24 protein-coding genes and 1 rRNA gene are annotated in these 23,230 nt (G+C 74.3%); 15 read left to right on the forward strand and 10 right to left on the reverse strand.

Translation table 11 applies throughout. The features are described from left to right. A 5S ribosomal RNA gene (gene rrf, locus CRP30_RS23440) occupies positions 1–88 on the forward strand; the annotation flags it as partial. A gap of 62 nt (positions 89–150) precedes the next feature. On the opposite strand, the gene CRP30_RS11390 is transcribed toward rrf, so the two are convergent. From CRP30_RS11390 to CRP30_RS11405, 4 genes are all read right to left on the reverse strand, one after another. Then, on the reverse strand, positions 151–1,059 hold the full coding sequence (locus tag CRP30_RS11390) for a CE1 family esterase (RefSeq protein ID WP_097184141.1): 909 nt from the start codon (positions 1,057–1,059) through the stop codon (positions 151–153). 76 nt (positions 1,060–1,135) lie between these two features. Next, a complete protein-coding gene (locus tag CRP30_RS11395; protein ID WP_097184142.1) occupies positions 1,136–1,831 on the reverse strand; it encodes a hypothetical protein in 696 nt (231 codons plus the stop codon). Continuing rightward, the gene (locus tag CRP30_RS11400) at positions 1,831–2,778 is read right to left on the reverse strand and encodes an ABC transporter ATP-binding protein (RefSeq protein ID WP_097184143.1); all 948 of its coding nucleotides are present in this window, start codon (positions 2,776–2,778) and stop codon (positions 1,831–1,833) included. The genes CRP30_RS11395 and CRP30_RS11400 overlap by 1 nt, the downstream gene beginning before the upstream one ends. Then, positions 2,775–3,137, reverse strand: coding sequence for a GntR family transcriptional regulator (locus CRP30_RS11405; RefSeq protein ID WP_097184144.1), 363 nt, complete (start codon positions 3,135–3,137; stop codon positions 2,775–2,777). Before CRP30_RS11405 ends, CRP30_RS11400 begins: the two co-directional genes overlap by 4 nt. Positions 3,138–3,308: 171 nt before the next feature. On the opposite strand from CRP30_RS11405, the gene CRP30_RS11410 reads away from it, so the two are divergent. The 10 genes from CRP30_RS11410 (at position 3,309) to CRP30_RS11455 (ending at position 11,997) form a co-directional block, all read left to right on the forward strand. Beyond that, positions 3,309–3,611, forward strand: a complete 303-nt coding sequence (locus CRP30_RS11410; RefSeq protein WP_097184145.1) for an urease subunit gamma — start codon at positions 3,309–3,311, stop codon at positions 3,609–3,611. Continuing rightward, positions 3,608–3,940: an urease subunit beta gene (locus CRP30_RS11415; RefSeq protein WP_304528901.1), complete on the forward strand. Its 333-nt coding sequence runs from the start codon at positions 3,608–3,610 to the stop codon at positions 3,938–3,940. The genes CRP30_RS11410 and CRP30_RS11415 overlap by 4 nt, the downstream gene beginning before the upstream one ends. Further along, on the forward strand, positions 3,940–5,661 hold the full coding sequence (locus CRP30_RS11420; RefSeq protein ID WP_097184146.1) for an urease subunit alpha: 1,722 nt from the start codon (positions 3,940–3,942) through the stop codon (positions 5,659–5,661). Before CRP30_RS11415 ends, CRP30_RS11420 begins: the two co-directional genes overlap by 1 nt. A gap of 13 nt (positions 5,662–5,674) precedes the next feature. Then, complete coding sequence (locus tag CRP30_RS11425; RefSeq protein ID WP_097184147.1) at positions 5,675–6,307, forward strand: urease accessory protein UreF; 633 nt, start codon at positions 5,675–5,677, stop codon at positions 6,305–6,307. A gap of 18 nt (positions 6,308–6,325) precedes the next feature. Next, a complete protein-coding gene (gene ureG / locus CRP30_RS11430) occupies positions 6,326–7,012 on the forward strand; it encodes an urease accessory protein UreG (protein ID WP_097184148.1) in 687 nt (228 codons plus the stop codon). Then, positions 7,009–7,734 (forward strand): urease accessory protein UreD, encoded by a 726-nt coding sequence (locus tag CRP30_RS11435; protein ID WP_097184149.1) that lies wholly within the window; start codon positions 7,009–7,011, stop codon positions 7,732–7,734. The genes ureG and CRP30_RS11435 overlap by 4 nt, the downstream gene beginning before the upstream one ends. Continuing rightward, positions 7,731–9,047 carry an allantoinase AllB gene (gene allB, locus CRP30_RS11440; protein ID WP_097184150.1) on the forward strand — a complete coding sequence of 439 codons (1,317 nt, stop codon included), beginning with the start codon at positions 7,731–7,733 and terminating at the stop codon, positions 9,045–9,047. Before CRP30_RS11435 ends, allB begins: the two co-directional genes overlap by 4 nt. 25 nt (positions 9,048–9,072) lie before the next feature. Next, positions 9,073–10,194, forward strand: coding sequence for an allantoicase (gene alc / locus CRP30_RS11445; protein WP_097184151.1), 1,122 nt, complete (start codon positions 9,073–9,075; stop codon positions 10,192–10,194). A gap of 76 nt (positions 10,195–10,270) precedes the next feature. After that, positions 10,271–10,582, forward strand: a complete 312-nt coding sequence (locus CRP30_RS11450; RefSeq protein WP_159961702.1) for a DUF4333 domain-containing protein — start codon at positions 10,271–10,273, stop codon at positions 10,580–10,582. 35 nt (positions 10,583–10,617) lie between these two features. Then, a complete protein-coding gene (locus CRP30_RS11455) occupies positions 10,618–11,997 on the forward strand; it encodes an 8-oxoguanine deaminase (RefSeq protein WP_235003339.1) in 1,380 nt (459 codons plus the stop codon). A gap of 25 nt (positions 11,998–12,022) precedes the next feature. Here the strand turns inward: CRP30_RS11455 and egtE are convergent, their stop codons facing one another. From egtE to CRP30_RS11470, 3 genes are read right to left on the reverse strand one after another with little or no spacing between them, the layout of a single operon-like run. Beyond that, positions 12,023–13,153: an ergothioneine biosynthesis PLP-dependent enzyme EgtE gene (gene egtE, locus CRP30_RS11460; protein WP_097184153.1), complete on the reverse strand. Its 1,131-nt coding sequence runs from the start codon at positions 13,151–13,153 to the stop codon at positions 12,023–12,025. A gap of 27 nt (positions 13,154–13,180) precedes the next feature. After that, positions 13,181–13,915 (reverse strand): anti-sigma factor, encoded by a 735-nt coding sequence (locus CRP30_RS11465; protein WP_097184154.1) that lies wholly within the window; start codon positions 13,913–13,915, stop codon positions 13,181–13,183. Further along, positions 13,896–14,498, reverse strand: coding sequence for an RNA polymerase sigma factor (locus tag CRP30_RS11470; RefSeq protein ID WP_097184155.1), 603 nt, complete (start codon positions 14,496–14,498; stop codon positions 13,896–13,898). Before CRP30_RS11470 ends, CRP30_RS11465 begins: the two co-directional genes overlap by 20 nt. Positions 14,499–14,664: 166 nt before the next feature. Here CRP30_RS11470 and CRP30_RS11475 point away from each other — a divergent pair, with 166 nt between their 5' ends. From CRP30_RS11475 to CRP30_RS11485, 3 genes are read left to right on the forward strand one after another with little or no spacing between them, the layout of a single operon-like run. Beyond that, complete coding sequence (locus CRP30_RS11475; protein WP_097184156.1) at positions 14,665–15,135, forward strand: DUF309 domain-containing protein; 471 nt, start codon at positions 14,665–14,667, stop codon at positions 15,133–15,135. Positions 15,136–15,175: 40 nt separating this feature from the next. After that, entirely contained in the window at positions 15,176–15,616 is a 441-nt protein-coding gene (locus CRP30_RS11480; protein WP_159961704.1) for an SRPBCC domain-containing protein, read from the forward strand. Positions 15,617–15,652: 36 nt separating this feature from the next. Then, positions 15,653–17,146: an NAD-dependent malic enzyme gene (locus CRP30_RS11485; RefSeq protein WP_200814706.1), complete on the forward strand. Its 1,494-nt coding sequence runs from the start codon at positions 15,653–15,655 to the stop codon at positions 17,144–17,146. Here the strand turns inward: CRP30_RS11485 and CRP30_RS11490 are convergent. After that, positions 17,118–18,266, reverse strand: coding sequence for a glycosyltransferase family 87 protein (locus CRP30_RS11490; protein ID WP_159961706.1), 1,149 nt, complete (start codon positions 18,264–18,266; stop codon positions 17,118–17,120). The genes CRP30_RS11485 and CRP30_RS11490 overlap by 29 nt on opposite strands. Positions 18,267–18,468: 202 nt before the next feature. Between CRP30_RS11490 and CRP30_RS11495 the strand changes: the two genes are divergently transcribed. After that, positions 18,469–19,332 carry an Fpg/Nei family DNA glycosylase gene (locus tag CRP30_RS11495; protein WP_235003340.1) on the forward strand — a complete coding sequence of 288 codons (864 nt, stop codon included), beginning with the start codon at positions 18,469–18,471 and terminating at the stop codon, positions 19,330–19,332. Between the two features lie 92 nt (positions 19,333–19,424). Here the strand turns inward: CRP30_RS11495 and CRP30_RS11500 are convergent, their stop codons facing one another. Together CRP30_RS11500 and CRP30_RS11505 are read right to left on the reverse strand one after the other, a co-directional pair. Next, complete coding sequence (locus CRP30_RS11500) at positions 19,425–20,633, reverse strand: MBL fold metallo-hydrolase (RefSeq protein WP_200814707.1); 1,209 nt, start codon at positions 20,631–20,633, stop codon at positions 19,425–19,427. Positions 20,634–20,758: 125 nt separating this feature from the next. Then, entirely contained in the window at positions 20,759–23,230 is a 2,472-nt protein-coding gene (locus CRP30_RS11505) for an FtsX-like permease family protein (protein ID WP_097184159.1), read from the reverse strand.

A 23,230-nucleotide genomic window follows, 5' to 3' on the forward strand; every position in this document is an offset into this window, starting at 1 on the left:
CGGCAACATTCCGAACCCGGAAGCTAAGCCTCTCAGCGCCGATGGTACTGCCCTGGAGACGGGGTGGGAGAGTAGGACGCCGCCGGACAACCATTCCCGAAGGGGCCCCAGCCACGCGCTGGGGCCCCTTCGTGCATTCCCGGGCCGTTGTCAGGGCTTCGGGTGGGCTGCGAAGAAGCGCCAGATCTCCGCAGTGGCGTCCAGATCCGGATAGGGCGGATCTGCGGCCGGCCGCAGGGACGACGACCCGGGCCATTGGTGGCCGGCGCCGTCGACGGTCACCAGCTCCACGGAACGTCCGTCGGCACAGCCGCTCACCGATCGGCGGACACGGTCCTCGCTCACCTCCGCCGGCTCGAGGCAGCGGTCGACCGAGCGCCAGAACTCGACGACGTCGTCGACCGGTGGCGGGTCCACGTCGGCCAGCCGCTCCCCCGGCTCGCCGTCCATGCGCACCACGGCGTCCGCCGTCCCGTGCAGGTGGAGGACCGACACAGGTGCGGGGTCCGCGCAGTCGCCGAGCATCGTCCCGGCCACCGGTGCGATCGCTGCGACGACGTCGGTGGAGCAGGCGAGGGTGTAGCTCATCATCCCGCCGTTCGACATGCCTGTGACGAAAACCCGGTCCATGTCCACGTTCGTGCGCCGGGCGACGTCGTCCACCACCGCGGTCAGGAAGGCGACGTCGTGCACGTCCTGGGCGGCCGCCCGGCCGCAGCACCCGCCTCCGGCGTTCCAGGTCCGGTGCATCCCGTCGGGGTGGGCGACCAGGAAGCCCTCCCGGTCCGCGAGCGCCGGCCATCCGTAGGACTCCTCCGCCTGCCGAGCGCTTCCTCCAGCGCCGTGCAGGACGAGGACCAGTGCCGGTTCGGGCGGCAGGTCCGCTGGGCGATGGATGCGGTACGTCCGCTCGTCGTCGCCGATCACGAGATCCTGGACCGACGACCCGGCCGGGACCGGAGCGCTCGGGGAAGGCGCGCGGTCCTCGGTGCGTGCGCAGCCGGACAGCAGCAGGCAGGGCGCCGCGAGCACGGCGAGTGCGCGGCGACCGGTCGTCACCGGGTCACCGTAGAGCCAGCAGGCCCCCGCTCCGTCCGGGGACGGCGCGGGGGCCTGCGAGGTGCCGCCGTGATGGTCAGGGGACGACGCGGCGGATCCCCGGGTAGGCGACGAGTGCGGACAGCAGGGCCACGACCGCGGGGATGCCGACCGTGAGCGTGACGATGGACTGGTCGGCGAACCAGCTCGCGATGTCGGCCCAGGCGCCCAGCCAGGTGACGAGGATCGCCAGGCCACCGAACACCAGCATCGAGACGATGATCAGCCACCAGGTGCCGGCCTGGCCCCAGCGCTTGTGCACGATCCCCGATCCCACACCGGCGAAGGCGAAGGCCATCATCGGCACGCCGGACGCGAGGATCTGGAGGAAGAAGTTGTCGACCTCGAAGGGGCCCGGCGCCCAGTAGCTCATGCCGGCGCCCCATCCGCCGGTCCCGTTCTCGATGGCGACGAGAACCGCGATGGCCACGCCGTAGAGGAGTGACTGGACGACGACCACCAGCGCCGTCCCCAGGTAGAAGGTCCGCCGGCTGATGCTGATGCCCATGGCGAACGGCAGCAGTTGGGTCACCGACTGCACGAACATCACGAGCACGGTGAAGTAGAGAGCCAGGACACCGCCGGTGAACCCGCCGTCATCCTCCCCGGCCGGGGTCAGGTGCCAGATCACGACGTTGATGGCGAAGCTGATGCCGACGACGAGCCATGGGACGCCGAGCATCACCAGCGGGTTGAAGAGGTGCAGGCGCGCTGCCTGGAGGACGCGGTTCATCAGGAGACCTCCTCGAGGTCCTCGGAGGGGGCTGCCCTCAGAGGACTGCGGACCGGGCCGCGGGTCGCAGGGGACTGCAGGCTCATGGCCACCACGAGCTGCTGCAGGTTGGTCGGTTCGACGGTGAGGCCGTGCGTGGCGGCTGCGCGCCGGTCGGCGGCCCCGCCGACGCGGACCACGGCCCGGCTGTGCCCGCCCAGCGACTCGGTGTGCAGGAGTTCGTGCTGCCGGGCGAACGCCTGCACCTTGTCCACGGGGCCGCTGACCGTGAGGGCGCTGTCGCGCAGCGACTCGGCGTCCGTGTCGAGGAGCACGCGGCCCCGGTCGATGAGCAGGACCCGCTCCAGCAGGCTGGCGATCTCCTCGATGAGGTGCGTGGAGAGGACGATCGTGCGCGGGTGCTCGGCGTAGTCGGCGAGCAGCCGGTCGTAGAACTGCTGCCGGGCCACGGCGTCCAGCCCGAGGTAGGGCTCGTCGAACAGCGTCAGCGGAGCCCGGGAGGCGAGGCCGATGATGATGCCGACCATCGAGTTCATGCCCCGGGACAGCTTCCGCACCGGCCGCTTGGCCGGCAGGTCGAAGTCGGTCAGCAGGTCGGCGGCCAGGTCGTCGTCCCAGTGGGGGAAGACCATGGCCGCGGCCGCGAGGGCGTCCTGCACGCGGAACTGCTCGGGGTAGCGCTGCCCCTCCTTGACGAAGCAGATGTCGCGGAGGATGCGGTCGTTCTCGTACGGGCTGGCGCCGAACACCTCCACCCGCCCCGCGGACGGCACGCGGTGGCCGGTGAGGAGCTGCATGAGCGTGGTCTTGCCGGCGCCGTTGCGGCCCAGCAGGCCCGTGATGGCGTCCTTCTCGAAGCTGGTCGTGACCGAGTCCAGGGCGGTGTGCTCCCGGAACCTCATCGTGACGTCCCGCACGGTGGCCGTCGGGTTGGTCCCCGTGGTCATCGCTGGCCCTCCCAATCGTCGATCATCGCCGCGAGGTCGCGGGCGGAGATGCCGAGCTTCTGGGCCTCGGTCATCAGCGGGTGGATGTACTGGTCGGCGAACTCGCTGCGCCGACGCTTGAGCAGCTGCTCGCGGGCGCCCGTGGCGACGAACATCCCGACTCCTCGTCTCTTGTAGAGGACCCCGTCGGTGACCAGTTCGTTCAGGCCCTTGGCGGCCGTGGCGGGGTTGATCCGGTGGAAGGCGGCGAGCTCGTTGGACGAGGGCGCCTGGGTCTCCTCGGCGAGGGACCCGTCGACGATCGCGTTCTCGATCTCCGCGGCGACCTGCCGGAAGATCGGTCCGGCGTCCTCGTTCACGTCGCTGTCCGTGGTGCTCCAGGGCTGCGCGGGTCCCTGGGTTCATTACTCATGTAATGAACCATAGAGGCAGTGAGGCGCGAAAGGCAAGAGTCCAACCGGGCGACGCAACAGGGCTGTCACACGGGCTGGCTAACGTCCGGATTCCGAGAACCCCGGAGGTCGAGCACGTTGCACCTGTCACCGCACGAGCAGGAGCGGCTGCTGCTGTCCTACGCAGCAGAGCTGGCTCGCCGACGGCGCGCACGCGGGCTGAGGCTCAACCTGCCGGAGGCGACGGCGATCGTCACCGACCACGTGCTGGAGGGCGCCCGCGACGGCGGCCTCGTGGCCGAGCTCATGCAGTCCGGCCGCACGGTCCTCACCCGGGACGACGTCATGGACGGCGTCCCCGAGCTGCTGGAGGAGGTGCAGGTGGAGGCGACCTTTCCCGACGGGACCAAGCTCGTCACGGTCCACCACCCCATTCCGTGAGCGGAAGCTTGCGGAGCGATGGAGGCGTCGTCCCCGGTGAGGTCCTCCCTGCGGACGGCGTCATCGAGACGCTGCCCGGCGCCCCTCGCATCGAGGTCGAGGTGACCAACTCCGGCGACCGGCCGGTCCAGGTGGGCTCGCACTTCCACTTCGCCCAGACCAATCGCGCGCTGCGGTTCGACCGCGCCGCGGCACATGGTCACCGGCTGGACATCGCCGCCGGCACCGCGGTCCGTTTCGAGCCCGGCATCACCCGCACGGTGTCCCTCGTCCCGCTCGCCGGCGCCCGTCTCGTCCCCGGCCTCACGGCAGAAGGAGGGCTCGGCTGATGGTGCAGCTGTCCCGCGAGCGCTACGCCCAGCTGTACGGCCCCACCACCGGCGACCGCGTCCGGCTGGCCGACACGAACCTGCTGATCGAGGTCGAGGAGGACCGCTGCGGCGGTCCGGGCCGGGCCGGCGAGGAGGCGGTGTTCGGCGGCGGGAAGGTGATCCGCGAGTCGATGGGCCAGGGCCGCGCGACCCGCGCCGAGGGCGCTCCCGACCTGGTCATCACCGGCGTCGTCGTCCTCGACCACTGGGGCATCGTCAAGGCCGACGTCGGGATCCGCGACGGGCGGATCGTCGCGCTGGGCAAGGCCGGCAACCCGGACACCATGGACGGCGTCCACCCCGCCCTGGTCATCGGTCCCGGCACCGAGGTGCTGGCTGGGAACGGGAAGATCCTCACCGCGGGTGGCATCGACTGCCACGTGCACTTCATCTGCCCGCAGATCGTCCCGACGGCGCTCGGATCCGGCGTCACGACCCTGATCGGCGGCGGCACGGGCCCGGCCGAAGGGTCGAAGGCGACCACGATCACCCCGGGGGACTGGTACCTCGCCCGCATGCTCGAGGCGATGGACCCGCTGCCGGTGAACGTGGCCCTGCTCGGCAAGGGCAACACGGTGCGGCGGGAGTCGCTGGTCGAGCAGCTCCGGGCCGGTGCGAGCGGGTTCAAGCTGCACGAGGACTGGGGATCGACGCCGGCCGCGATCGACGCCGCGCTGACCGTCGCCGGCGAGCACGGGGTCCCCGTGGCCCTGCACAGCGACACGTTGAACGAGGCCGGCTTCGTCGAGGACACCCTCGCGGCGATCGCCGGCCGGACCATCCACGCGTACCACACCGAGGGCGCCGGGGGCGGCCACGCACCGGACATCATCACCGTCGCCGGCCACCCGAACGTGCTCCCCAGCAGCACGAACCCGACCCGGCCGCACACCGTGAACACGCTCGACGAGCACCTCGATATGCTCATGGTCTGCCACCACCTGGACAGCTCCGTCCCCGAGGACCTCGCCTTCGCCGAGAGCCGGATCCGGCCGACGACGATCGCCGCCGAAGATCTGCTGCACGACCTGGGCGCGATCTCGATGATCGGGTCGGACGCGCAGGCCATGGGCCGGGTCGGCGAGGTCGTGCTGCGGACGTGGCAGACCGCGCACGTGATGAAGGCCAAGCGTGGCTCGCTGGCCGGCGACGGCGCCGCCGACAACCTCCGGACCCGCCGGTACGTGGCCAAGTACACGATCTGCCCGGCCGTCGCGCACGGGATCGACGGCGAGCTCGGCTCGGTGGAGCCGGGCAAGCTCGCCGACCTGGTGCTGTGGGACCCGAAGACGTTCGGGGTCCGGCCGCACGTCGTGCTCAAGGGCGGCATGATCGCCTGGGCCCAGATGGGTGACGCGAACGCGTCGATACCGACGCCGCAGCCGGTCCTACCGCGACCCATGTTCGGCGCCTACGGCAAGGTCCCGGCGCTGACGTCGGTGCACTTCGTCGCACCGGCGGCGATCGAGGCGGGGCTGGCCGACCGGCTGGCGATCGACCGGAGGCTCGTCGCGGTCACCGACACGACGCGGCTGACCAAGGCGGACATGCCGCAGAACACCGCGCTGCCCGACATCCGGGTCGACCCCGACACCTTCACGGTGTCGGTCGATGGCGAGGTATGGGATGCCGAGCCGGTGCGCGAGCTGCCCATGGCCCAGCGCTACTTCCTCTTCTGAGGGCCCGCTTCCCATGACCTCAGCGCTGCTGACCCTTGCCGACTCCCGGCTGCCGGCTGGTGGGCACACCCACTCGGGCGGCGTGGAACAGGCGATCGCGGCGGGCATCGTGCACGACCCGGGCAGCCTCGCCACGTTCCTGCGCCGCCGGCTGGCCACGTCCGGGCTGGTAGCGGCAGGTCTGGCGGCAGCGGCGTGCGGTGCGGCCGCGGAGCGGCTGGCGGCGCTGGACGACGAGGCCGATGCCCGCACGCCGTCGCCGGCCTCGAGGACGGCGTCGCGGCAGCAGGGGCGCGGGCTGGTCCGCGTCGGCCGCCGCGCCTGGCCCTCGCCGCTCTGGGACGCCCTGACCGATCGGCCGCACCACCCGATCGCTCTGGGTGTCGCCGCCGGAGCGGGTGGGCTGGCTCCACGGGACGCCGCATCCGCCGCCGCCTACCTGTCGATCAGCGGTCCGGCGACGGCGGCCCAGCGGTTGCTCGCGATGGACCCGCTCACCGTCGCCGCGGTGACCGCCCGGCTCTCGCCCGACGTCGACGACGTCGCCGAACGCGCCGTCGGCGAGCTGCCGGCCGCCACCGATCCGCTCCTCGACCTGCTGGCCGAGGTGCACGCCGCCCGGAAGGACCGGTTCTTCGCCTCATGACGCTCACCAGGAGTCCGCATGCCGCCTGACCACAACCTCGACGACTACGTGGACCCGTACGCCCCCGGGCACCGCCACTCCGCAGACGGCAAGCCGGGACCGCTGCGGGTCGGGCTCGGCGGACCGGTCGGCTCGGGCAAGACCGCGCTGGCCGCCGCGCTGTGCCGCACCCTGGGCGCCGAGTACGACCTCGCCGTCGTCACCAACGACATCTACACGACCGAGGACGCCGACTTCCTGCGCCGCAACGCCGTCCTGCCCGACGACCGGATCGAGGCGGTGCAGACCGGCTGCTGCCCCCACACCGCCATCCGCGACGACATCACCGCCAACCTCGACGCCGTCGAGCTGCTGGAGTCGCGGCACCCGGGGCTGGAGCTGGTCCTGGTGGAGAGCGGTGGCGACAACCTGACCGCGAGCTTCAGCTACGGCCTGGTCGACGCGCAAATCTTCGTCATCGACGTCGCCGGCGGGGACAAGGTGCCGCGCAAGGGCGGACCGGGGGTGACGGCCGCCGACCTGCTGGTGGTCAACAAGACCGACCTCGCCCCGATGGTCGGCGCCGACCTCGACGTCATGCGCCGTGACTCCGCCGCGGTGCGGAACGGGAAGCCGACGCACCTGATCTCGCTGCGCGAGGACCCGTCGGCCGCGACCGTGGCGGAGTGGGTGCGGGAGCAGATCCGGGCCCGCGTGCTCGTGTGAGGACGGTCGTCCAGATCGTCGCCCGGCCCGGTCCGGGCGGCCGGACCGTGCTGCCGGTCGTCCGGGCCGGCGGGCAGCTCGCCGTCCGGCGGACGGGCGCGGCGTCGGTGCACCTGGTGGCGACGGCGTTCGGCCCGCTCGGCGGGGACGACGCCGAGATCTCGCTGGTCGTCGAGGAGGGCGCGCGCCTCGCCGTGCGGTCGGTGGCCGCGGCGATCGCGCTGCCCTCGCGCGGTGAGCCGCTGCCCTCCGCCCAGCGCATCCGTGCCACGGTCGCCGGCGCGCTCGACCTCCGGCTCGAACCCACGGTGGTGGCCGTCCGGGCGCACCACCAGGCGGAGCTCACCGCTCACCTGGCCGACGGCGCGGTACTGACCGCCACCGAGCAGGTGCTCCTCGGCCGCAGCGGCGAGGAACCGGGCCGCTGGACCGGGACGACGCGGATCGAGCGGGCCGGCCGGCCGGTCCTGCACACCACCGTCGGGCTGGGGCCGGGAGAGCCGGCCTGGTTGCCCCCGGTGGCTCCCCGGGCGTATGCCTCCACCGTGCACAGTGCAGCCGAGGGGCCTGCCGACGACGCAGAGGTGGCGACGGGCGAGGACGCCGTCCGGCTGCCGCTGCCCGGCGGCTGGGTGACGACCGCCTGGGGCACCGAGCTGCACCGTGTGGTCGGTGCGGTCGACGCGCTGTCGCCCGCTGCAGACCTCCGAGGAACCGCATGAGCCTCGTCGTCCGGGCCCGCCGGGTGCTGCTGCCCGAGGGCGAGCGGGCCGCCGCCGTGCACAGCGAGGACGGCCGGATCACCGCCGTCACGGCGTTCGACGACGCACCCGCCGCGGTCACCCTGGCCGACGACGAGGTGCTGCTGCCCGGGCTGGTCGACAGCCACGTGCACGTCAACGAGCCGGGCCGCACGGAGTGGGAGGGCTTCGCGTCGGCGACCCGTGCCGCGGTCGCCGGTGGCGTCACGACGATCGTCGACATGCCCCTCAACTCGATCCCGGCGACGACCACCCTCGACGCGTTGCACGTGAAACGGGCGGCGGCGAAAGGCCAGGTCAGCGTGGACGTGGCCTTCTGGGGCGGGGCGGTCCCGGGCAACGTCGACCAGCTGCGGCCGCTGCACGAGGCGGGCGTCGTCGGCTTCAAGTGCTTCCTGCTCGACTCCGGCGTCCCCGAGTTCCCGCCCCTCGACGACGAGGGTCTGCGGGCCGCGCTGGCCGAGCTGGCGGCCTTCGACGGTCTGCTCATCGCGCACGCGGAGGACGCCGACGTGATCGCAGCGGCACCCGCACCGCGCGGGCCGAGCTACGCGGGGTTCCTCGCGTCCCGACCGGGAGCGGCCGAGGAGTCCGCCATCGGCCGGTTGGTGGCGGCCGTGGCCGACACCGGGGCGCGGGCGCACGTCGTCCACCTGGCGGACGCCGATGCCCTGCCCGTCCTGCGGAGGGCCCGGGCGCAGGGGGTGCGGATCACGGTCGAGACCTGCCCCCACTACCTGACCTTCGCCGCCGAGGATGTGCCCGACGGGGCCACCGCCTTCAAGTGCTGCCCGCCGATCCGCGAGGTCTGGCACCGCGAGGCGCTGTGGGCGGCGCTGGCCGACGGCGACGTGGACCTGGTGGTGAGCGACCACTCGCCGTGCACGCCGGAGCTCAAGCGGCTCGACGACGGCGACTTCGGCGCTGCCTGGGGCGGGATCGCCTCCCTGCAGGTGGCCCTGCCGGTGGTCTGGACCGGCGCGCGCGCCCGCGGGATCGGGCTGGACCGGGTGGTGCGCTGGATGGCCGAGGCGCCGGCGCGGCTGGCCGGGCTGCCGACCAAGGGGGCGATCGCCGTGGGACGGGACGCCGACCTGGTGGCGTTCGCACCGGAGGACCGCTGGACCGTCGGCGAGCTGCAGCACCGCCACCCCGTCACGCCCTACGCGCACCGCGAGCTGCACGGCGTGGTCCGGCGGACCTGGCTGCGCGGCCGGCCGGCGGACGGCACCCCGATCGGGCGCCTGCTCCGGCGCGGCGGCATGCCAGAGTGACCCCCCGCCGGCACCGAGGAGCCCCATGAGCGACTTCACCCGCCTGCCCGACCTCGCCAGCCGTGCCCTGGGCGGGGCGGTGGTGGCGGCGAACGACGAGTCCTTCGCCGAGCGCGAGAACCTCGTCCTGCCGGCGGCTCCGGTGGCCCGGACGGAGTTCGGCCCCAAGGGCAAGGTCTACGACGGCTGGGAGACCCGTCGTCGGCGCACCCCGGGCCACGACTGGGCCGTCGTCCGGCTGGCGACGCCGGGCATCGTCGCGGGCGCCGTCGTCGACACCGCGTTCTTCACCGGCAACTACCCGCCGCAGGCCTCGCTCGACGGCGCCGCCATCGAGGGGCACTGCTCCGTCGACGAGCTGCTCAAGGCCGACTGGCAGCCGCTGCTGCCGGTCCACGGCCTGGCCGGCAACACCCACAACGTCTTCCCGGTCCACTCCGGCCGCCGGGTCACCCACGTCCGGCTCAACATCCACCCCGACGGCGGCGTCGCGCGGCTCCGGGTGCACGGCCACGCCGTTCCGGACCCCCGGCTCCTCGACGCCGGGCCCGTGGACCTGGCGGCGCTGGAGAACGGCGCCCTGATCAGCGGCGTGAGCAACGAGTTCTACGGCCGGCCGGAGCAGCTGATCGCCCCCGGCCTGGCCCGCAGCATGGGCGAGGGCTGGGAGACCGCCCGGCGGCGCGACTCCGGCAACGACTGGGTCGAGGTGACCCTGGCCTGCGAGGGCGTCGTGACCCTGGCCGAGCTCGACACCAGCTGGTTCCTGCACAACGCCCCGGGCACTGCCGCGCTCATCGGGATCGGCCCCGACGGCGAGGTGCCGGTCCTGCCGCGGACCCGCCTGCAGCCCGACACCCGCCACCGCTTCGTCCTCGACGGCGCACCGGCGGTGGAGAAGGTGCGGCTCGACGTCCACCCGGACGGCGGCATGGCCCGGCTGCGGCTCTGGGGTCGGCCGACGGCCCGGGGCCGGGCCGCGCTCGGACGGCGCTGGTTCGACGCCCTGCCGGACCTCCAGGCGCTCGAGGTGCTCGGCTCGATCGGGGTCCCGCCGGAGACCGCCGGCCGCCTGGTGGGTGCCCGGCCCACGACGGGAGACCTGCCGGCGGCGGTGGCCCGCTTGGTCGACGGTGCGCCCGCCTGACCGGCGCGCAGGAATCGATGATCCCCCCGGCCGCGCGCCGCTAGGGTCGGCGCACCCTCGGACCAAGGAGCCGCCCGTGTCCCGCCGTCGACTGCGCCTGCTCGTCGCCACCCCCTTCCTCGCCGTCGGGCTCAGCGCCTGCGGTGCCGGCTCGCTCGCCGCGGACGACGTCGCCGAGGGGGCCGAGGACGCGCTCGAGGCCGAGGTCGGGCTCCGCCCCGAGGTGTCGTGCCCCGACGAGCTGGCGGCCGAGGTCGGCGCGGAGACCCGCTGCACGCTCAGCGTCGAGGGCGACGACCAGGAGTACGGCGTCACGGTGACCGTCACGTCGGTCGAGGACGACACCGCCAACTTCGACGTCGAGGTGGACGAGGAGCCGCTCGAGTAACGCGTCCGTCACCCCGGCTGGGCAGGATCCCGGTCGTGGACATTCCCGCGCGCGCCGACCTGCTGGTCACCGACGCCGAACTGGTCGCCACCGTCGACGACGCCCGCCGCGAGATCGCCGGCGGCTGGGTGGCCGTCACCGACGGCGCGGTCAGCGGGCTCGGCGGGCCGGGCGACCCGAGGCCGGATGCCGTGACGACGATCGACGGGCGTGGCTGCCTGGTGACGCCGGGCCTGGTGAACACCCATCACCACCTCTACCAGAACCTGACGCGCGCCTTCGCGCCCGCCCTGACCGGCGGTCTCTTCGACTGGCTCGTGACGCTCTACCCGCTGTGGGCGCGGCTGGACGAGGAGGCGGCGTACGTCAGCGCCTACGTCGGCCTCACCGAGCTGGCGATGGGCGGCTGCACCACCTCGACCGACCACCTCTACGTGCACCCCCGCGGCGCGGGCGACCTCATCGCCGCCGAGGTGGCGGCCGCGCGCGACCTCGGCATCCGGTTCCACCCGACGCGCGGCTCGATGTCGCTGTCGGTGAAGGACGGCGGGCTGCCGCCGGACTCCGTCGTCCAGGACGACGACGAGATCCTGGCCGACTCCCAGCGTCTGGTGGAAGCGCTCCACGACCGCTCGCCGCTGGCGATGACCCGCATCGCGCTGGCCCCGTGCTCGCCGTTCAGCGTCTCCACGGAGCTGATGACCCGCACCGCCGAGCTGGCCGCGCGGCTCGACGTCCGGCTGCACACCCACCTGTGCGAGACGCAGGACGAGGACGCGTTCTGCCTGGAGACGTTCGGCCGCCGCCCGGTCGACTACCTCGCCGACGTCGGCTGGATGACCGACCGGACCTGGCTCGCGCACGTCGTGTGGCCCTCGCCGGAGGAGGTGACCCGGCTGGGCGCGGCGGGCGTGGGCGCGGCGCACTGCCCGTCGTCCAACATGATCCTGGGCAGCGGGCTGTCGCCGGTGGCCGAGCTGCGCGCCGCGGGCGCCCCGGTCGGGCTGGGCGTGGACGGCTCCGCCTCGGCGGACTCGGCGTCGCTGTGGCTGGAGGCCCGCACGGCGATGCTGCAGGGCAAGCTGCGGCACGGTGCGGGCGCGATGTCCGCGCGGGACGCCCTCGAGATGGCCACGCGCGGGGGAGCTGCCTGTCTCGGGCGGACCGGTGAGGTCGGCGAGCTGTCCGTGGGGGCGGGCGGCGACCTCGTCGTGTGGTCGCTGGAGGGCCCGCGGTTCGCCGGTGCGCTGTCGGACCCGGTCGAGGCGTGGCTGCGCTGCGGCCCGGTCTCCGCCCGGGACACCGTCGTCGGCGGGCGGCTGGTCGTGGAGGACGGGCGGCCGGTGCACGCCGGGCTGGACGAGCAGCTCGCCGTCCACCGCCGGGTCTCGGCCGCGATGCAGCGGGGCCGTTGAAGGGCCGAAGTGGCCACTTCGGCCCCTAGAGGGCGGCGGCGAGGGCCTCGAGGTCGTCGAGCTCGACGTCGAGGTGCGGCGACACCCGCAGCACCGGGCCGGTCATCTCACCGGGCGCGCGCTCGGGGCCGATGGCGCTGACCACGATGCCGTGCTCGGTGAGCAGGGAGCTGCGGACGCCCACCACGTCCACGCCGTCCGGCGGGCGCAGCGTCGTGGTGCCGGTCGGCTCGTGCAGCGGCTCGACGACCCGCCAGCCGCCCACGCCGTCGAGCAGCTCGCGCGTGGTGCGCCCGATCGACGCCAGCCGCTCGCGCACCCGATCGGGACCGGCGGCCAGGTGCTCGCCGACCGCCACGACGAGGCCCACGCGCCCGGCGATGTGCGCCTCACCGGACTCGAACGCGCGCATCGGCGGCACGCCCTCCGGCTCGGGCAGCACCGGTGTGAGCTGCCGGGCCAGCGCGGGCCGGACGCAGAGGACGCCCACGCCCCGCGGCCCGGCCAGCCACTTGCGGGAGGTCCCGTAGACGACGTCGGCGCCCACGTCGGCGTCGGCGTGGCCCAGCGACTGGGCGGCGTCCAGGACGAGCGGGACCCCGGCGGCGCGGCACACCGCCGCCACCTGGGCGGCCGGGTGCAGCAGGCCGCGGTGACTGGGGACGTGGGTCAGGTGCACGAACGCCGGCGGGTCGGACGCGAGCAGGCGTTCCACGCCCTCGACGTCCACCCGGCCCACCCCGTCGACGGGCAGCGGCTCCGGCCGGAGACCGTACGTGCGCAGCTGGGCGATGTTCGGCGCGTACTCCCCGGGCAGGCAGGCCACCCGCGAGCCGGCCGGCAGCCGCCACCCGGTGAGCAGGGCGACCAGTGCGGCCTGGGCCGACTCCACGAAGGCGACGTCGGCCGCCGCCATGCCGGCCAGCCCGCCGATCACCGAGCGGCCCTGCTGGAGCAGGTCGTCGGCGGTGGCCTCCGCGACGTACCCGCCGAGCTCCGCCTCGTGCCGGGCGTGGTGCGCGGTGGACTCCAGCGTCCGGTGGCTCTGCCGGCTGCAGGCTGCGCTGTCCAGGTGCCGGCCGGCGGGGCGGGGGCGGGCCTTGCGCCACGCGGCGCCGAGGTCCTCGTGGAGCAGAGGGGACTGCGGAAGGCTCACTGGCACCAGGCTAGGCGAGCGCGTCGCTCAGGTGTCCAGCTCCCCGCGCGCCACGGAGACGCCCGAGTGCGTCGGGTCGCCGTCGAGCGGCTCCACCGAGACGTCGACCAGCGGGAACCGCCCGAGGTCGAGATCGGCCGGCAGCTCCACGGTCTGCGTGCCGGGGCGGACGACCCCGAGCGGCACCATGTCGACCACGTCGCGGTCGATCAGCCAGATCTCGTAGTACTCGGCGTCCAGCGCCGGCGCGTCCAGCTCGACGCGGACGACCCGCGAACCGTCCTCGAGCTCCACCACCTCGGCCCGGCCGGAGGCCTCGTTGTCGGCCAGCGGGTCGAGTGCGACCGCGGTGACCGCCTCGCCGTCGTCGCCGTTCTGCACCACGGCGACCGCTCCGGCACCCACCACCGCGCCGGCGAGGACCGCGGCGGCGACGAGGAGCGCCGGACGACGGCGAGGGCGGAACGGGAGCACCGTGGCGGCGCGGACCGGCTCCGCAGCCGGCGGGTCGGCGACGACGTCGTCCCGGACGGTCGCCGAGACGCCGGTCGCGGCCACGATGGCGTCCCAGACTGCCGGCGGCGGCGCCACAGCGGGGCCGGGAGCGGCGAGCTGGGGGACGGCGACCGCGTCGACGGCCCGCTGGAGGGAGGCGACCTCCGACCGGCACGCCTCGCAGGTGGCGAGGTGGGCGGAGTCGTCGGCAGGCAGGGGCTCGCGCAGCGCGGCGAGGGCGAGCTGCTCAGGCGTGCAGTGCTGCACCGTCCACCTCCAACCTGGTCCGGAGCCGTTCGAGGGTGCGTCGGATGTGGGACTTCACCGTGCCGAGCGGCAGTCCGGTGCGCTCGGCGATCTGGGCGTGGGTGAGGTCCTCGAAGAACGCCAGCTCGATGATCCCTCGCTGTGGCTGGCCCAGGAGGTCCAGCTCGTCGAGCACCAGGATCCGGTCGGCGACCTGGGTGTCCACGCCTGCGGTGACCCGTTCGGCCGGGCCGGCCTGCGCCTCGGACATCGCGGCCTCGGTCTCCCGGCGCTGCTTGTCCCGGCGCGCCCAGGTGTCGGCGATCTTGTGCCGCGCGACCCCGACCAGCCAGCCGGGGAGCGGGCCCTTGTCGGCCCGGTAGCCCGCCCGCCCGGTCCAGGCGGAGACGAAGGTCTGCTGGGTGACGTCCTCGGCGTCCGGTCCGGGACCGAACGCCCGGACCGCCATCCCGTGGATCTGGCCCGCCCACCGCTCGTAGGCGAGCGCGAGCGCCTGCTCGTCACCTGCGGCGAAGCGGCGGCCGATCTCCCGGTCGTCCGGCTCGGCGGCGGCGGGTCGCGCCTGCCGTCGGTCCGTCGCCATGCCCCGAACGCTACCGAGCCGCAGAGGGCGCACCGCCACCAACTCGCTCACGGGCGCACCGTGCCGCTCGCTGGCACCGGACCTCCCTGGCTCGAACGGGTGCTGCACTCCTTCTTCCGCGAGCATCGGTCGTCCGGATGCAGGCCACTGCGGGAGGATCGGCCGCATGGCCATCGAGCGGGACCGCGACATCGACGGCCGGGCCCGCAACGCCCGACCGCGCGACGCCCTCGGCCGGCCCCTGCCCTACGACGCCGTCGGTGAGGAGCGGGCGCCGGAGGGGATCGTCCGGCCGCCGGACCGGGCGCTGGACGAGGCGCAGGAACTGCTCGACGCCGGACGCCCCTTCCACGCCCACGAGGTGCTCGAGGACGCGTGGAAGTCCGCGCCGGAGGACGAGCGCCGGCTGTGGCGCGGCCTGGCGCAGCTCGCCGTCGGCCTCACGCACGCCGCCCGGGGCAACCAGCTGGGCGCGGCGACCCTGCTGGAGCGTGGTGCCGGCAACGTGGCGCCCTACGCCGCGGCGCGGCCGCACGGCATCGACGTCGCCGGCCTCGAGGGGTGGGCGCGACGCCTGGCCGCCGACGCGACCGGCGGCCGCGACCTCGACGTCGGGGCGCCCCGGCTGCGGGGATGAGATCTGGCCCTCCGTCGCCGGGCGGAGCAGACTCCCGGTCGTGAGGAGCTTCGAGGCCGTCACCCGTATCGACGCCGACCCCGCCGCGGTCTGGGCGCTGCTGACCGACGTCCACGGCTGGCGGGACTGGGACTCCGGCGTCGACCGCATCGAGGGCCGGGTCGCCCTCGGCGAGCCGATCACCGTCTACGCCACGATGATCCGCAGCCGGCCGTTCACCGCGACCGTCACCGAGCTCCGCCCGCAGGAGGCGATGCGCTGGCGGGGCGGTCTGCCCGGCGGGCTCGCCGTCATCGAGCGGACCTACGCCCTGGACGCCCAGGACGGCGGCGGGACGGTGCTGACCGTGCGCGAGGACCACTCCGGACCGCTCGCCGGGGTCCTCGGACGGACCACCCCCGACCTCAACCCGTCCTTCCGGCAGTTCTGCGCCGGACTCAAGGCGAAGGCGGAGGGACGAGTCTCACGCCCGGCCGGCTGAGGCCCGCCACCACGCGGTGAGACGATGGACGCCGTCATGAGCACCGATACCGCGCCCGCAGCCGGCGCCGCCGAGCCCGTCCCCGCCGCCGTCCCCCGGGGGCCGGTGACCTCCGCGTCCTACTCGATCACCGTGCGGCTCACCTCCGACGGTGACCCGGCGAGCATCGGGCGCATCGCCACGGCCGTGGGGTCCGCCGGGGGTGCGGTCACCGCGATCGACGTCGTCGACTCCCGCTCCGACGGGCTGACCGTGGACGTCACCTGCTCGGCCGCCGACGCCGCCCACTCCGAGGAGATGGTCGAGGCACTGCGCGCCGTCCCCGGCGTGACGGTGCGCAAGGTCAGCGACCGCACCTTCCTGCTGCACCTCGGCGGCAAGCTGGAGATCGCGTCGAAGGTCCCGCTGAAGACCCGCGACGACCTCTCGATGGCCTACACCCCCGGAGTGGCGCGGGTCTGCCTGGCGCTGGCCGAGCACCCCGAGGACGTCCGCCGGCTGACGATCAAGGGCAACACCGTCGCCGTCGTCACCGACGGATCCGCGGTCCTCGGTCTCGGCGACATCGGCCCCGGCGCCGCGATGCCCGTCATGGAGGGCAAGGCCGCGCTGTTCAAGCGGTTCGCCGACATCGACGCCTGGCCCATCTGCCTCGACACGCAGGACGTCGACGAGATCGTGCGCACCGTCGAGCTCATCGCGCCCGGCTTCGGCGGCATCAACCTCGAGGACATCGCGGCCCCGCGCTGCTTCGAGATCGAGGCCCGGCTCCGCGACAAGCTCGACATCCCCGTCTTCCACGACGACCAGCACGGGACGGCGATCGTCGCCCTGGCCGCGCTGAAGAACGCGCTGCGGGTCGTGGACAAGTCTCTGCCCGACGTGAAGATCGTGGTCGCCGGCGGAGGTGCGGCGGGCACGGCGATCGTGCACCTGCTGCTCAAGGCCGGCGCCGGCAAGGTGCTGGTCTGGGACCGCGAGGGCATCCTCTCGCCCGACGACGACCGGCTCGGCCCGGCGAAGAAGGACCTCGCGCAGCTCACCAACCCCGGGGCCGAGCGGGGCGAGCTGCCCGACGCGCTCGAGGGGGCCGACGTCTTCATCGGGGTCAGCGCCGGGAACGTGCTGAAGGTTGAGGACCTCTCCCGCATGAACGAGCGGGCGATCGTCTTCCCGATGGCCAACCCGACGCCGGAGGTGGACCCGGTGCGCGCGCGTGAGTACGCGACGATCGTGGCCTCGGGCCGGTCGGACCTGCCGAACCAGATCAACAACGTGCTCGCGTTCCCCGGGGTCTTCCGCGGCCTGCTGGACGCCCGGGCCACCGAGATCAGCGACGGGATGCTGCTCGCGGCGGCCGACGCGCTCGCCGCCGTCGTCAAGGACGACCAGCTGAACGCCAACTTCATCATCCCGAGCGTCTTCGACCCCGCCGTCACCACGGCCGTGGCCGCTGCCGTGGCCGACCAGGCGCGGCACGAGCCGGGCGCGACCGTCGAGGTCAGCGGGGTGGAGACCACCCGGGCCTGACGGCCCCCGCGGGCTCGGGGGCCCCGGGCGGGGGCGACCGGAGCGCGGCGACGGCGCACGTGCCGAGCAGGAGCAGCCAGCCCCACAGCGGCAGCAGGCGCAGCAGCACGTCCGGCAGCCCGGTGAGGTCCTCGATGTGCCAGGCGTTCGTGGTGGTGAACAGGTAGACCCCCGCCCACGCCGGCCAGCTGCGCACCAGGCTGCCGGGCCGGGCCGCGGTCAGCAGCAGCGGGAGCAGGTAGATGCCGTAGTTCGCCCACGAGAACGACGACGCGAGCATCGTGCCGAGCATCAGCAGCGGCACGACCTCCAGGGGAGCCATCGGCCCCGACCGCCGCCGCCAGGCCACCCAGCAGGCCAGGCCGAAGGCGGCCACCCGCAGCGCCACGTCCAGGCCTCCGGGGAGCCCGAGCTCGACGGCGGCGCCGTGGATGGACCGGTTGTACGGGGCCAGCACGTCGCGGTTGCCGTCCGCGAGGAGCGGCAGGACGCCGGTGATGAAGACGTCGCGGTCGGGCACGGTGAGCAGGCCCACGGCCGTGAGCACGATCCCGCTGGCGGCGGCGGCCAGCAGGGCGCGACCGCGCTGCAGGAGCACCAGCGCGAGGACGACCGGGGCCAGCGTCGGCTTGACCGCGCACACCGCGCCGAGCAGGACACCCGCCGCGACGTCCCGGCGGGCCATGAGCAGGGCGATGACGCTCGCCTCGGCCAGCAGGAGGACGGTGTCGATGTTCCCCTGCGCGAGTAACCCGATCAGGGGTCTGCTGTGGGCGAGCAGCAGGAGGACGCCGGGGACGACGGGGGAGTCGGCGCGGACACCCACCAGGCGCAGGATCAGGACGGCGGCGGTCACCGCGGCGGCCAGTCCGCCCAGCACGACCACGACCACCGCCGCCCGGAACGGCAGCAGCCCCAGCGGCGCGAGCAACCAGCCCGCCAGCGGGGGGTAGATGAACTCGAGGTGGGAGTCGTACAGCGGCCCGCCGGAGGCCAGGCTGGCCCCGCCCCGCCAGAGGATGGCCAGGTCATAGGCGTTCCCGGTCGACGAGCGCACCGCGATGTGGAGGAGGGAGCCGACGGCCAGCGGCCACAGCACGGCCCGGGCCACCCGCGTCACGGCCGCCGGATCGCGCCCCGGGCCCAGCGGTGGAAGCGACGGTGTCCCCGACGGGGGAGACGCCAGGCGGGTCGAGGTGGGCCGCACGCGAACCGCTTTCCGGTCGGACATCGCGCCCGGGGCCGGGCACGAGCCTGGTGGTACCCGCTCGCCGTCGACGACACCCGGACGTGGGACGCGTGCGGCGTCGCGAGCGGGGATCATGGTCACCGTGCCGGAGCTGCCCGAGGTGGAGGCGCTGGCCGCGTTCCTGCGCGAGAACGCGGTCGGCCACGTGCTGGCGCGCGCCGACCTGGCGTCGGTCCAGGCGATCAAGACCTTCGACCCGCCGTTGAGCGCCCTGGGCGGGCTGGAGATCACCGGCGTCGGCCGGCACGGCAAGTTCCTCGACCTCGACGTCTCCGGTGTGCACCTCGTCGTCCACCTGGCGCGGGCGGGGTGGCTGCACTGGCGCACCGGGCTGCCGCCCGCGCCGCCGAAGCCCGGCAAGGGCCCGCTGGCACTGCGCGTGCACCTCGACGACGGGAACGGCTTCGACCTCACCGAGCAGGGCACCCGCAAGGGGCTGGCGGTGTACGTCGTCCGGTCGCCGTCGGAGGTGCCCGGCATCGCGAGGCTCGGCCCCGATGCCCTGCAGGTCGACCGCGAGCAGTTCGCCGCCCTCATGGCCGGCCGCAGCGGCCAGCTCAAGGGCGCGCTCACCGACCAGACGCTGATCTCCGGCATCGGCAACGCCTACTCCGACGAGATCCTGCACGCCGCTCGGCTGTCGCCGTTCAAGGGCGCGGACAAGCTCAAGGACGACGAACTGATCCGTCTCTACGAGGCCATGCGGGCGACGCTGACCGACGCCCTCGACCGGCAGGCGGGCCAGAAGGCGGCGACGATGAAGGGCGAGAAGCGCTCCGGGCTGCAGGTGCACGCCCGCACCGGGCTGCCGTGCCCGGTCTGCGGCGACACCGTCCGCGAGGTGAGCTTCGCCGACACCTCGCTGCAGTACTGCCCCGCGTGCCAGACCGGCGGCAAGCCGCTGGCCGACCGGCGGATGTCCAAGCTCCTCCGGTAGTCGAGGATCGCGGCTGCGCGAGAGTGCACTTCGCGGGGCTACCGGCGCTGGGATGGCCCGGAATGTGCACTGTCACCGCGGACGGTGACGGGTCAGCCAGGGAGCAGGGAGAGGAGCCGGGTCAGCGTGCGGGCGAGGACCGACGTCCCGACGCCGCCGTCGCCGGCCGCCGCGGAGTCCGCGGCCGACCCCACCGCCGTCCACCAGTCGTGCAGGGGTGGCGGGTCGAGGACGTCGATGCGCTCACCGGGCTGCGGGACGACGACCTCCGCGCCGGTCCGCGCGACGGCCGTCAGGAGGCGCTGCACCGGCTCGGCCCAGCGGTGGAACGCCAGGTTGAAGGTCGCCCAGTGGATCGGCAGCAGCACCCGTCCTCCGAGGTCGCCGTGCGCGCGCGCCGCCTCCTCGGGGTCCATGTGGATCGCGTGCCAGGCGTCGTTGTAGGCGCCGACCGGCAGGAGGGTGAGGTCGAAGGGCCCCAGGCGAGCGCCGATCGCGGCGAACGCGGGGGTGTAGCCGGTGTCCCCGCCGAAGAAGACGCGGTGCCGTGGCCCAGCCAGCGCCCACGAGGCCCAGAGCGTGGTGTCGCGGTGGAAGTAGCGCCCCGAGAAGTGGCGCGCCTCGGTGCAGGTGAGCGTCAGCCCACCCACGGTGTGGCTCTCGTCCCAGTCCAGCTCGACGATGCGCTCCTCGGGCACGTGCCACTTGCGCAGGTGCTCGCCGATGCCGATCGGGACGACGAACGGCGCCGTCTGGGTGGTGAGCAGTGCCCGCACGGTCGGCAGGTCGAGGTGGTCGTAGTGGTCGTGCGAGATGAGCACGGCGTCGACCTGGGGGAGCTCCTCGAGGGGCATCGGGGGCTCGTGCAGGCGGGTGGGGCCGAACACCGGCGACGGCGAGACGCGGTGCCCCCACACCGGGTCGACCAGCACTCGCTGGCCGTCGATCTCGAGCAGGGCGCTGGCGTGCCCGAACCAGGTGACCGCCAGCTCGGCGGCGTCCGCCGGGATGGCCGCCCGCGACAGCGGGATCGGGCCGCCCGGCAGGCCGACGTGCCGCTCCTCGTGCCACTGCCGCAGCAGCCCGTCGCGGGTGTTGGCGGGGGAGAGGGCCGGCGTGGGCATCCGGTTGTGGAACTTGCCGTCGGAGAACTGTGCGGACCGGCTCACGACGGGGCGCAGCCGGCGGCGGTGGGCGCCGAGGGCTGTCGGCAGTCCCCAGGCGGCTGCGGCGACGAAGCCCGCCGGGCCGGCGAGGATCGAGGCGACGAGGGCGGCACGGCGGGCGATACGGGACGGCACGGTCCCAGCATCCCAGCCGGAGCTGCATGGCTGCTGTGAGCCGGGCGACGTTCCCGCGGCGAGATCTGCACACTCGCGCCCATCGAGGCGCTGATGAGGGCGAATGTGCAGATCTCGGCGGACGGTCAGCCGGCGATGGCGGACACCGGCGACGTCCGGGCGGCGCGGCGGGCCGGCAGGACCGAGGCCAGCAGCCCGGCGACCGTGGCGACGGCGACTATCACGGCCACCTGCAGCCACGGCACCGACAGCACGATCTCGCCGATCTCGCCGAGCACGGAGGCGGCGCCGATGAGCCCGTACGCCCCGCCGACGAGGACCCCGAGCACCGCCGCCACACCTGCGACCAGCACCGCCTCCCAGGCCAGCAGCCCGCGCAGCTGGCCGCGGGTGAGGCCGAGCGCCCGCAGCAGGCCGTTCTCCTGCCGGCGTTCCACCACCGACAGCGCCAGGGTGTTGCCCACACCGATCAGGGCGATCAGCACGGCGATGCCCAGCAGACCGGTGACGACGAGCAGCAGCAGGTCGAGCACCTCGTCGATCTGGTCCCGCAGGGTCACCAGCCCGGTCACCTGCGCCGCCGGGTCGATCTCGGCGACGACGTCGGTGATCCGGTCGACGGCGCCGACCTGACCGTCCGGTTCGCCGTCGGTGAGGCGCAGCCACAGCTCACCCAGCCCCGTCTCGGGCGCGACGGCGCGCAGGTCGTCCGCGGTGAGCATCAGCGGCTGGCCGGAGTCGACCACCAGCGCGGTGAACGTGCGCTGTTGGCCGGGCGCGCCCAGGGCCACGGGATCGCCGTCCCGCACCGCCCACGTCTCGGCCAGCCACTCGGGGAGGAGCGCCTGACCGGGCACCGGCAGGGCCAGCTCCTCCGTCGACCGCAGGACCGGCTCCGTGGCGGCGGCGTCGACCCCGAAGGTCCACGTCGGCTGACCGTCGGGACCGGTGACGTCGGCGGAGATGACGGCGGCCCCCCGGTCGACGCCGTCGAGGTCCTCCAGCGTCGCCAGCAGCGACGCCGGCAGGGCGCCGTCGAAGCTGCTCACCACGATGTCGGTGGGGAACTCGGCGGCCAGCCCGGCCTGTGCCGTGGCCCTCGTGGAGGCCGCGCCGACGACGAAGGCGCTGGTCAGCGTGACGCCGATGAGCAGGGCCGTGGCGGTCGCCGCCGTCCGACGGGGGTTGCGGGTGGCGTTGCCGGCCGCGAGCTGGGCCGGGACCCCGCCGAAGCGCCCGGCGAGCCGGCCGGCGGCCGCGACCACGGGCGGAACGGCACGCTGGGCGAGCAGCACGATGCCCAGGAAGCTCAGCACCCCACCGGGCAGCGCGATCAGCACCTGCCCCATCGCCACGCCCAGGGCCATGAGGCCGACGCCGGGCAGCAGGAGGAGCAGGCCGAGCACCAGCCGCAGCACCCCCGGCCGGGAACGCAGCGGCGCCGGATCCACCGGCCGCAGCGCGGCCAGCGGCGCGACGCGGGTGGCGGCGCGGGCGGGGGCGAGGGCGGCGAGCAGCGTCACCAGCGTGCCGACCAGCACGCCGGCGACCGGCGCGTACCAGGGGATCGACAGCCCGGTCAGGGGGATGGGCGACTCGCCGCCACCGGCGAGCGCGGACACCGCGGCAGCCAGCCCGATGCCGGCTGCGACGCCGATCGTGGAGGAGGCCAGGCCGGTGACCACGGCCTCGCCGAGGACGCTGCGGCGCACCTGCCGGGCCGTGGCGCCGACGCAGCGCAGCAGGGCGAGCTCACGGGTCCGCTGGGCGAGGAGGACGGCGAAGGTGTTGGCGATCACCAGCCCGGCGACCAGCACGGCGACCGTGCCGAACACGAGCAGCACCGCGGCCAGGGCCGTCGTGTTGCCCATCATGGCCGCGGCGGCGTCCGCCGCGCGCTCGGAGCCGGTGCGCACCTCGACCGGCCGGTCGCCCAGGGCGGCGGCCGTATCGGTGCGGACCTGCTCGTCGGAGAAGCCGGGAGCCGCGGCGACGCGCAGCTCGAGGGGATCGGCCGCACCCCATTCACGGGCCTGCTCGGGCGTGACGAAGGCCCGGCCGTAGAGCCCGGCCTCCGGGTCGCCGCTCAGGTCGACGATGCCGGTGACGGTCACCTCCGACGTGGACTCGTCGCCGGCGGCGTCGTAGGTGGTCACGGTGAGGACGTCGCCGACGGCGGCCCGCGCGCGGTCGCTGACAGCGACCTCGCCGGGACGGTCGGGCAGCGCGCCGTCGGAGACCCGCTGCCACCGCAGCGCGGGGTCGTCGGCGACGGTGCCGACGAACAGGTACTGGGAGCCGGTGCGGCCGGGGACGGCGGCCTGGATCGACGTCTCGAAGGAGGGCGCGACCGCGGCGACCGAGGACAGGCCGGCGACCGCGTCGGCGTCGTCGGCGAGGGAGGAGCCGTCGTCGGAGGTCACGACCGCGGCCGCGCCCACGTACTGCGCACCGACGGCGTTCAGCACGGTGCTCCGGGCGGTCTCGTTGAGCACGAGCGTGGCCACGACGAAGCCCACCGCGATGACGACGGCGAGGGTCGAGGCCAGCAGGCGGGCGACGTGCGCCCGCACCTGGGCGAAGAGGACGCTGCGCAC

Origin of the sequence: Blastococcus haudaquaticus, assembly GCF_900230285.1 — a bacterium.
In the GTDB taxonomy this organism is placed as follows: Bacteria; Actinomycetota; Actinomycetes; order Mycobacteriales; family Geodermatophilaceae; genus Blastococcus_B; species Blastococcus_B haudaquaticus.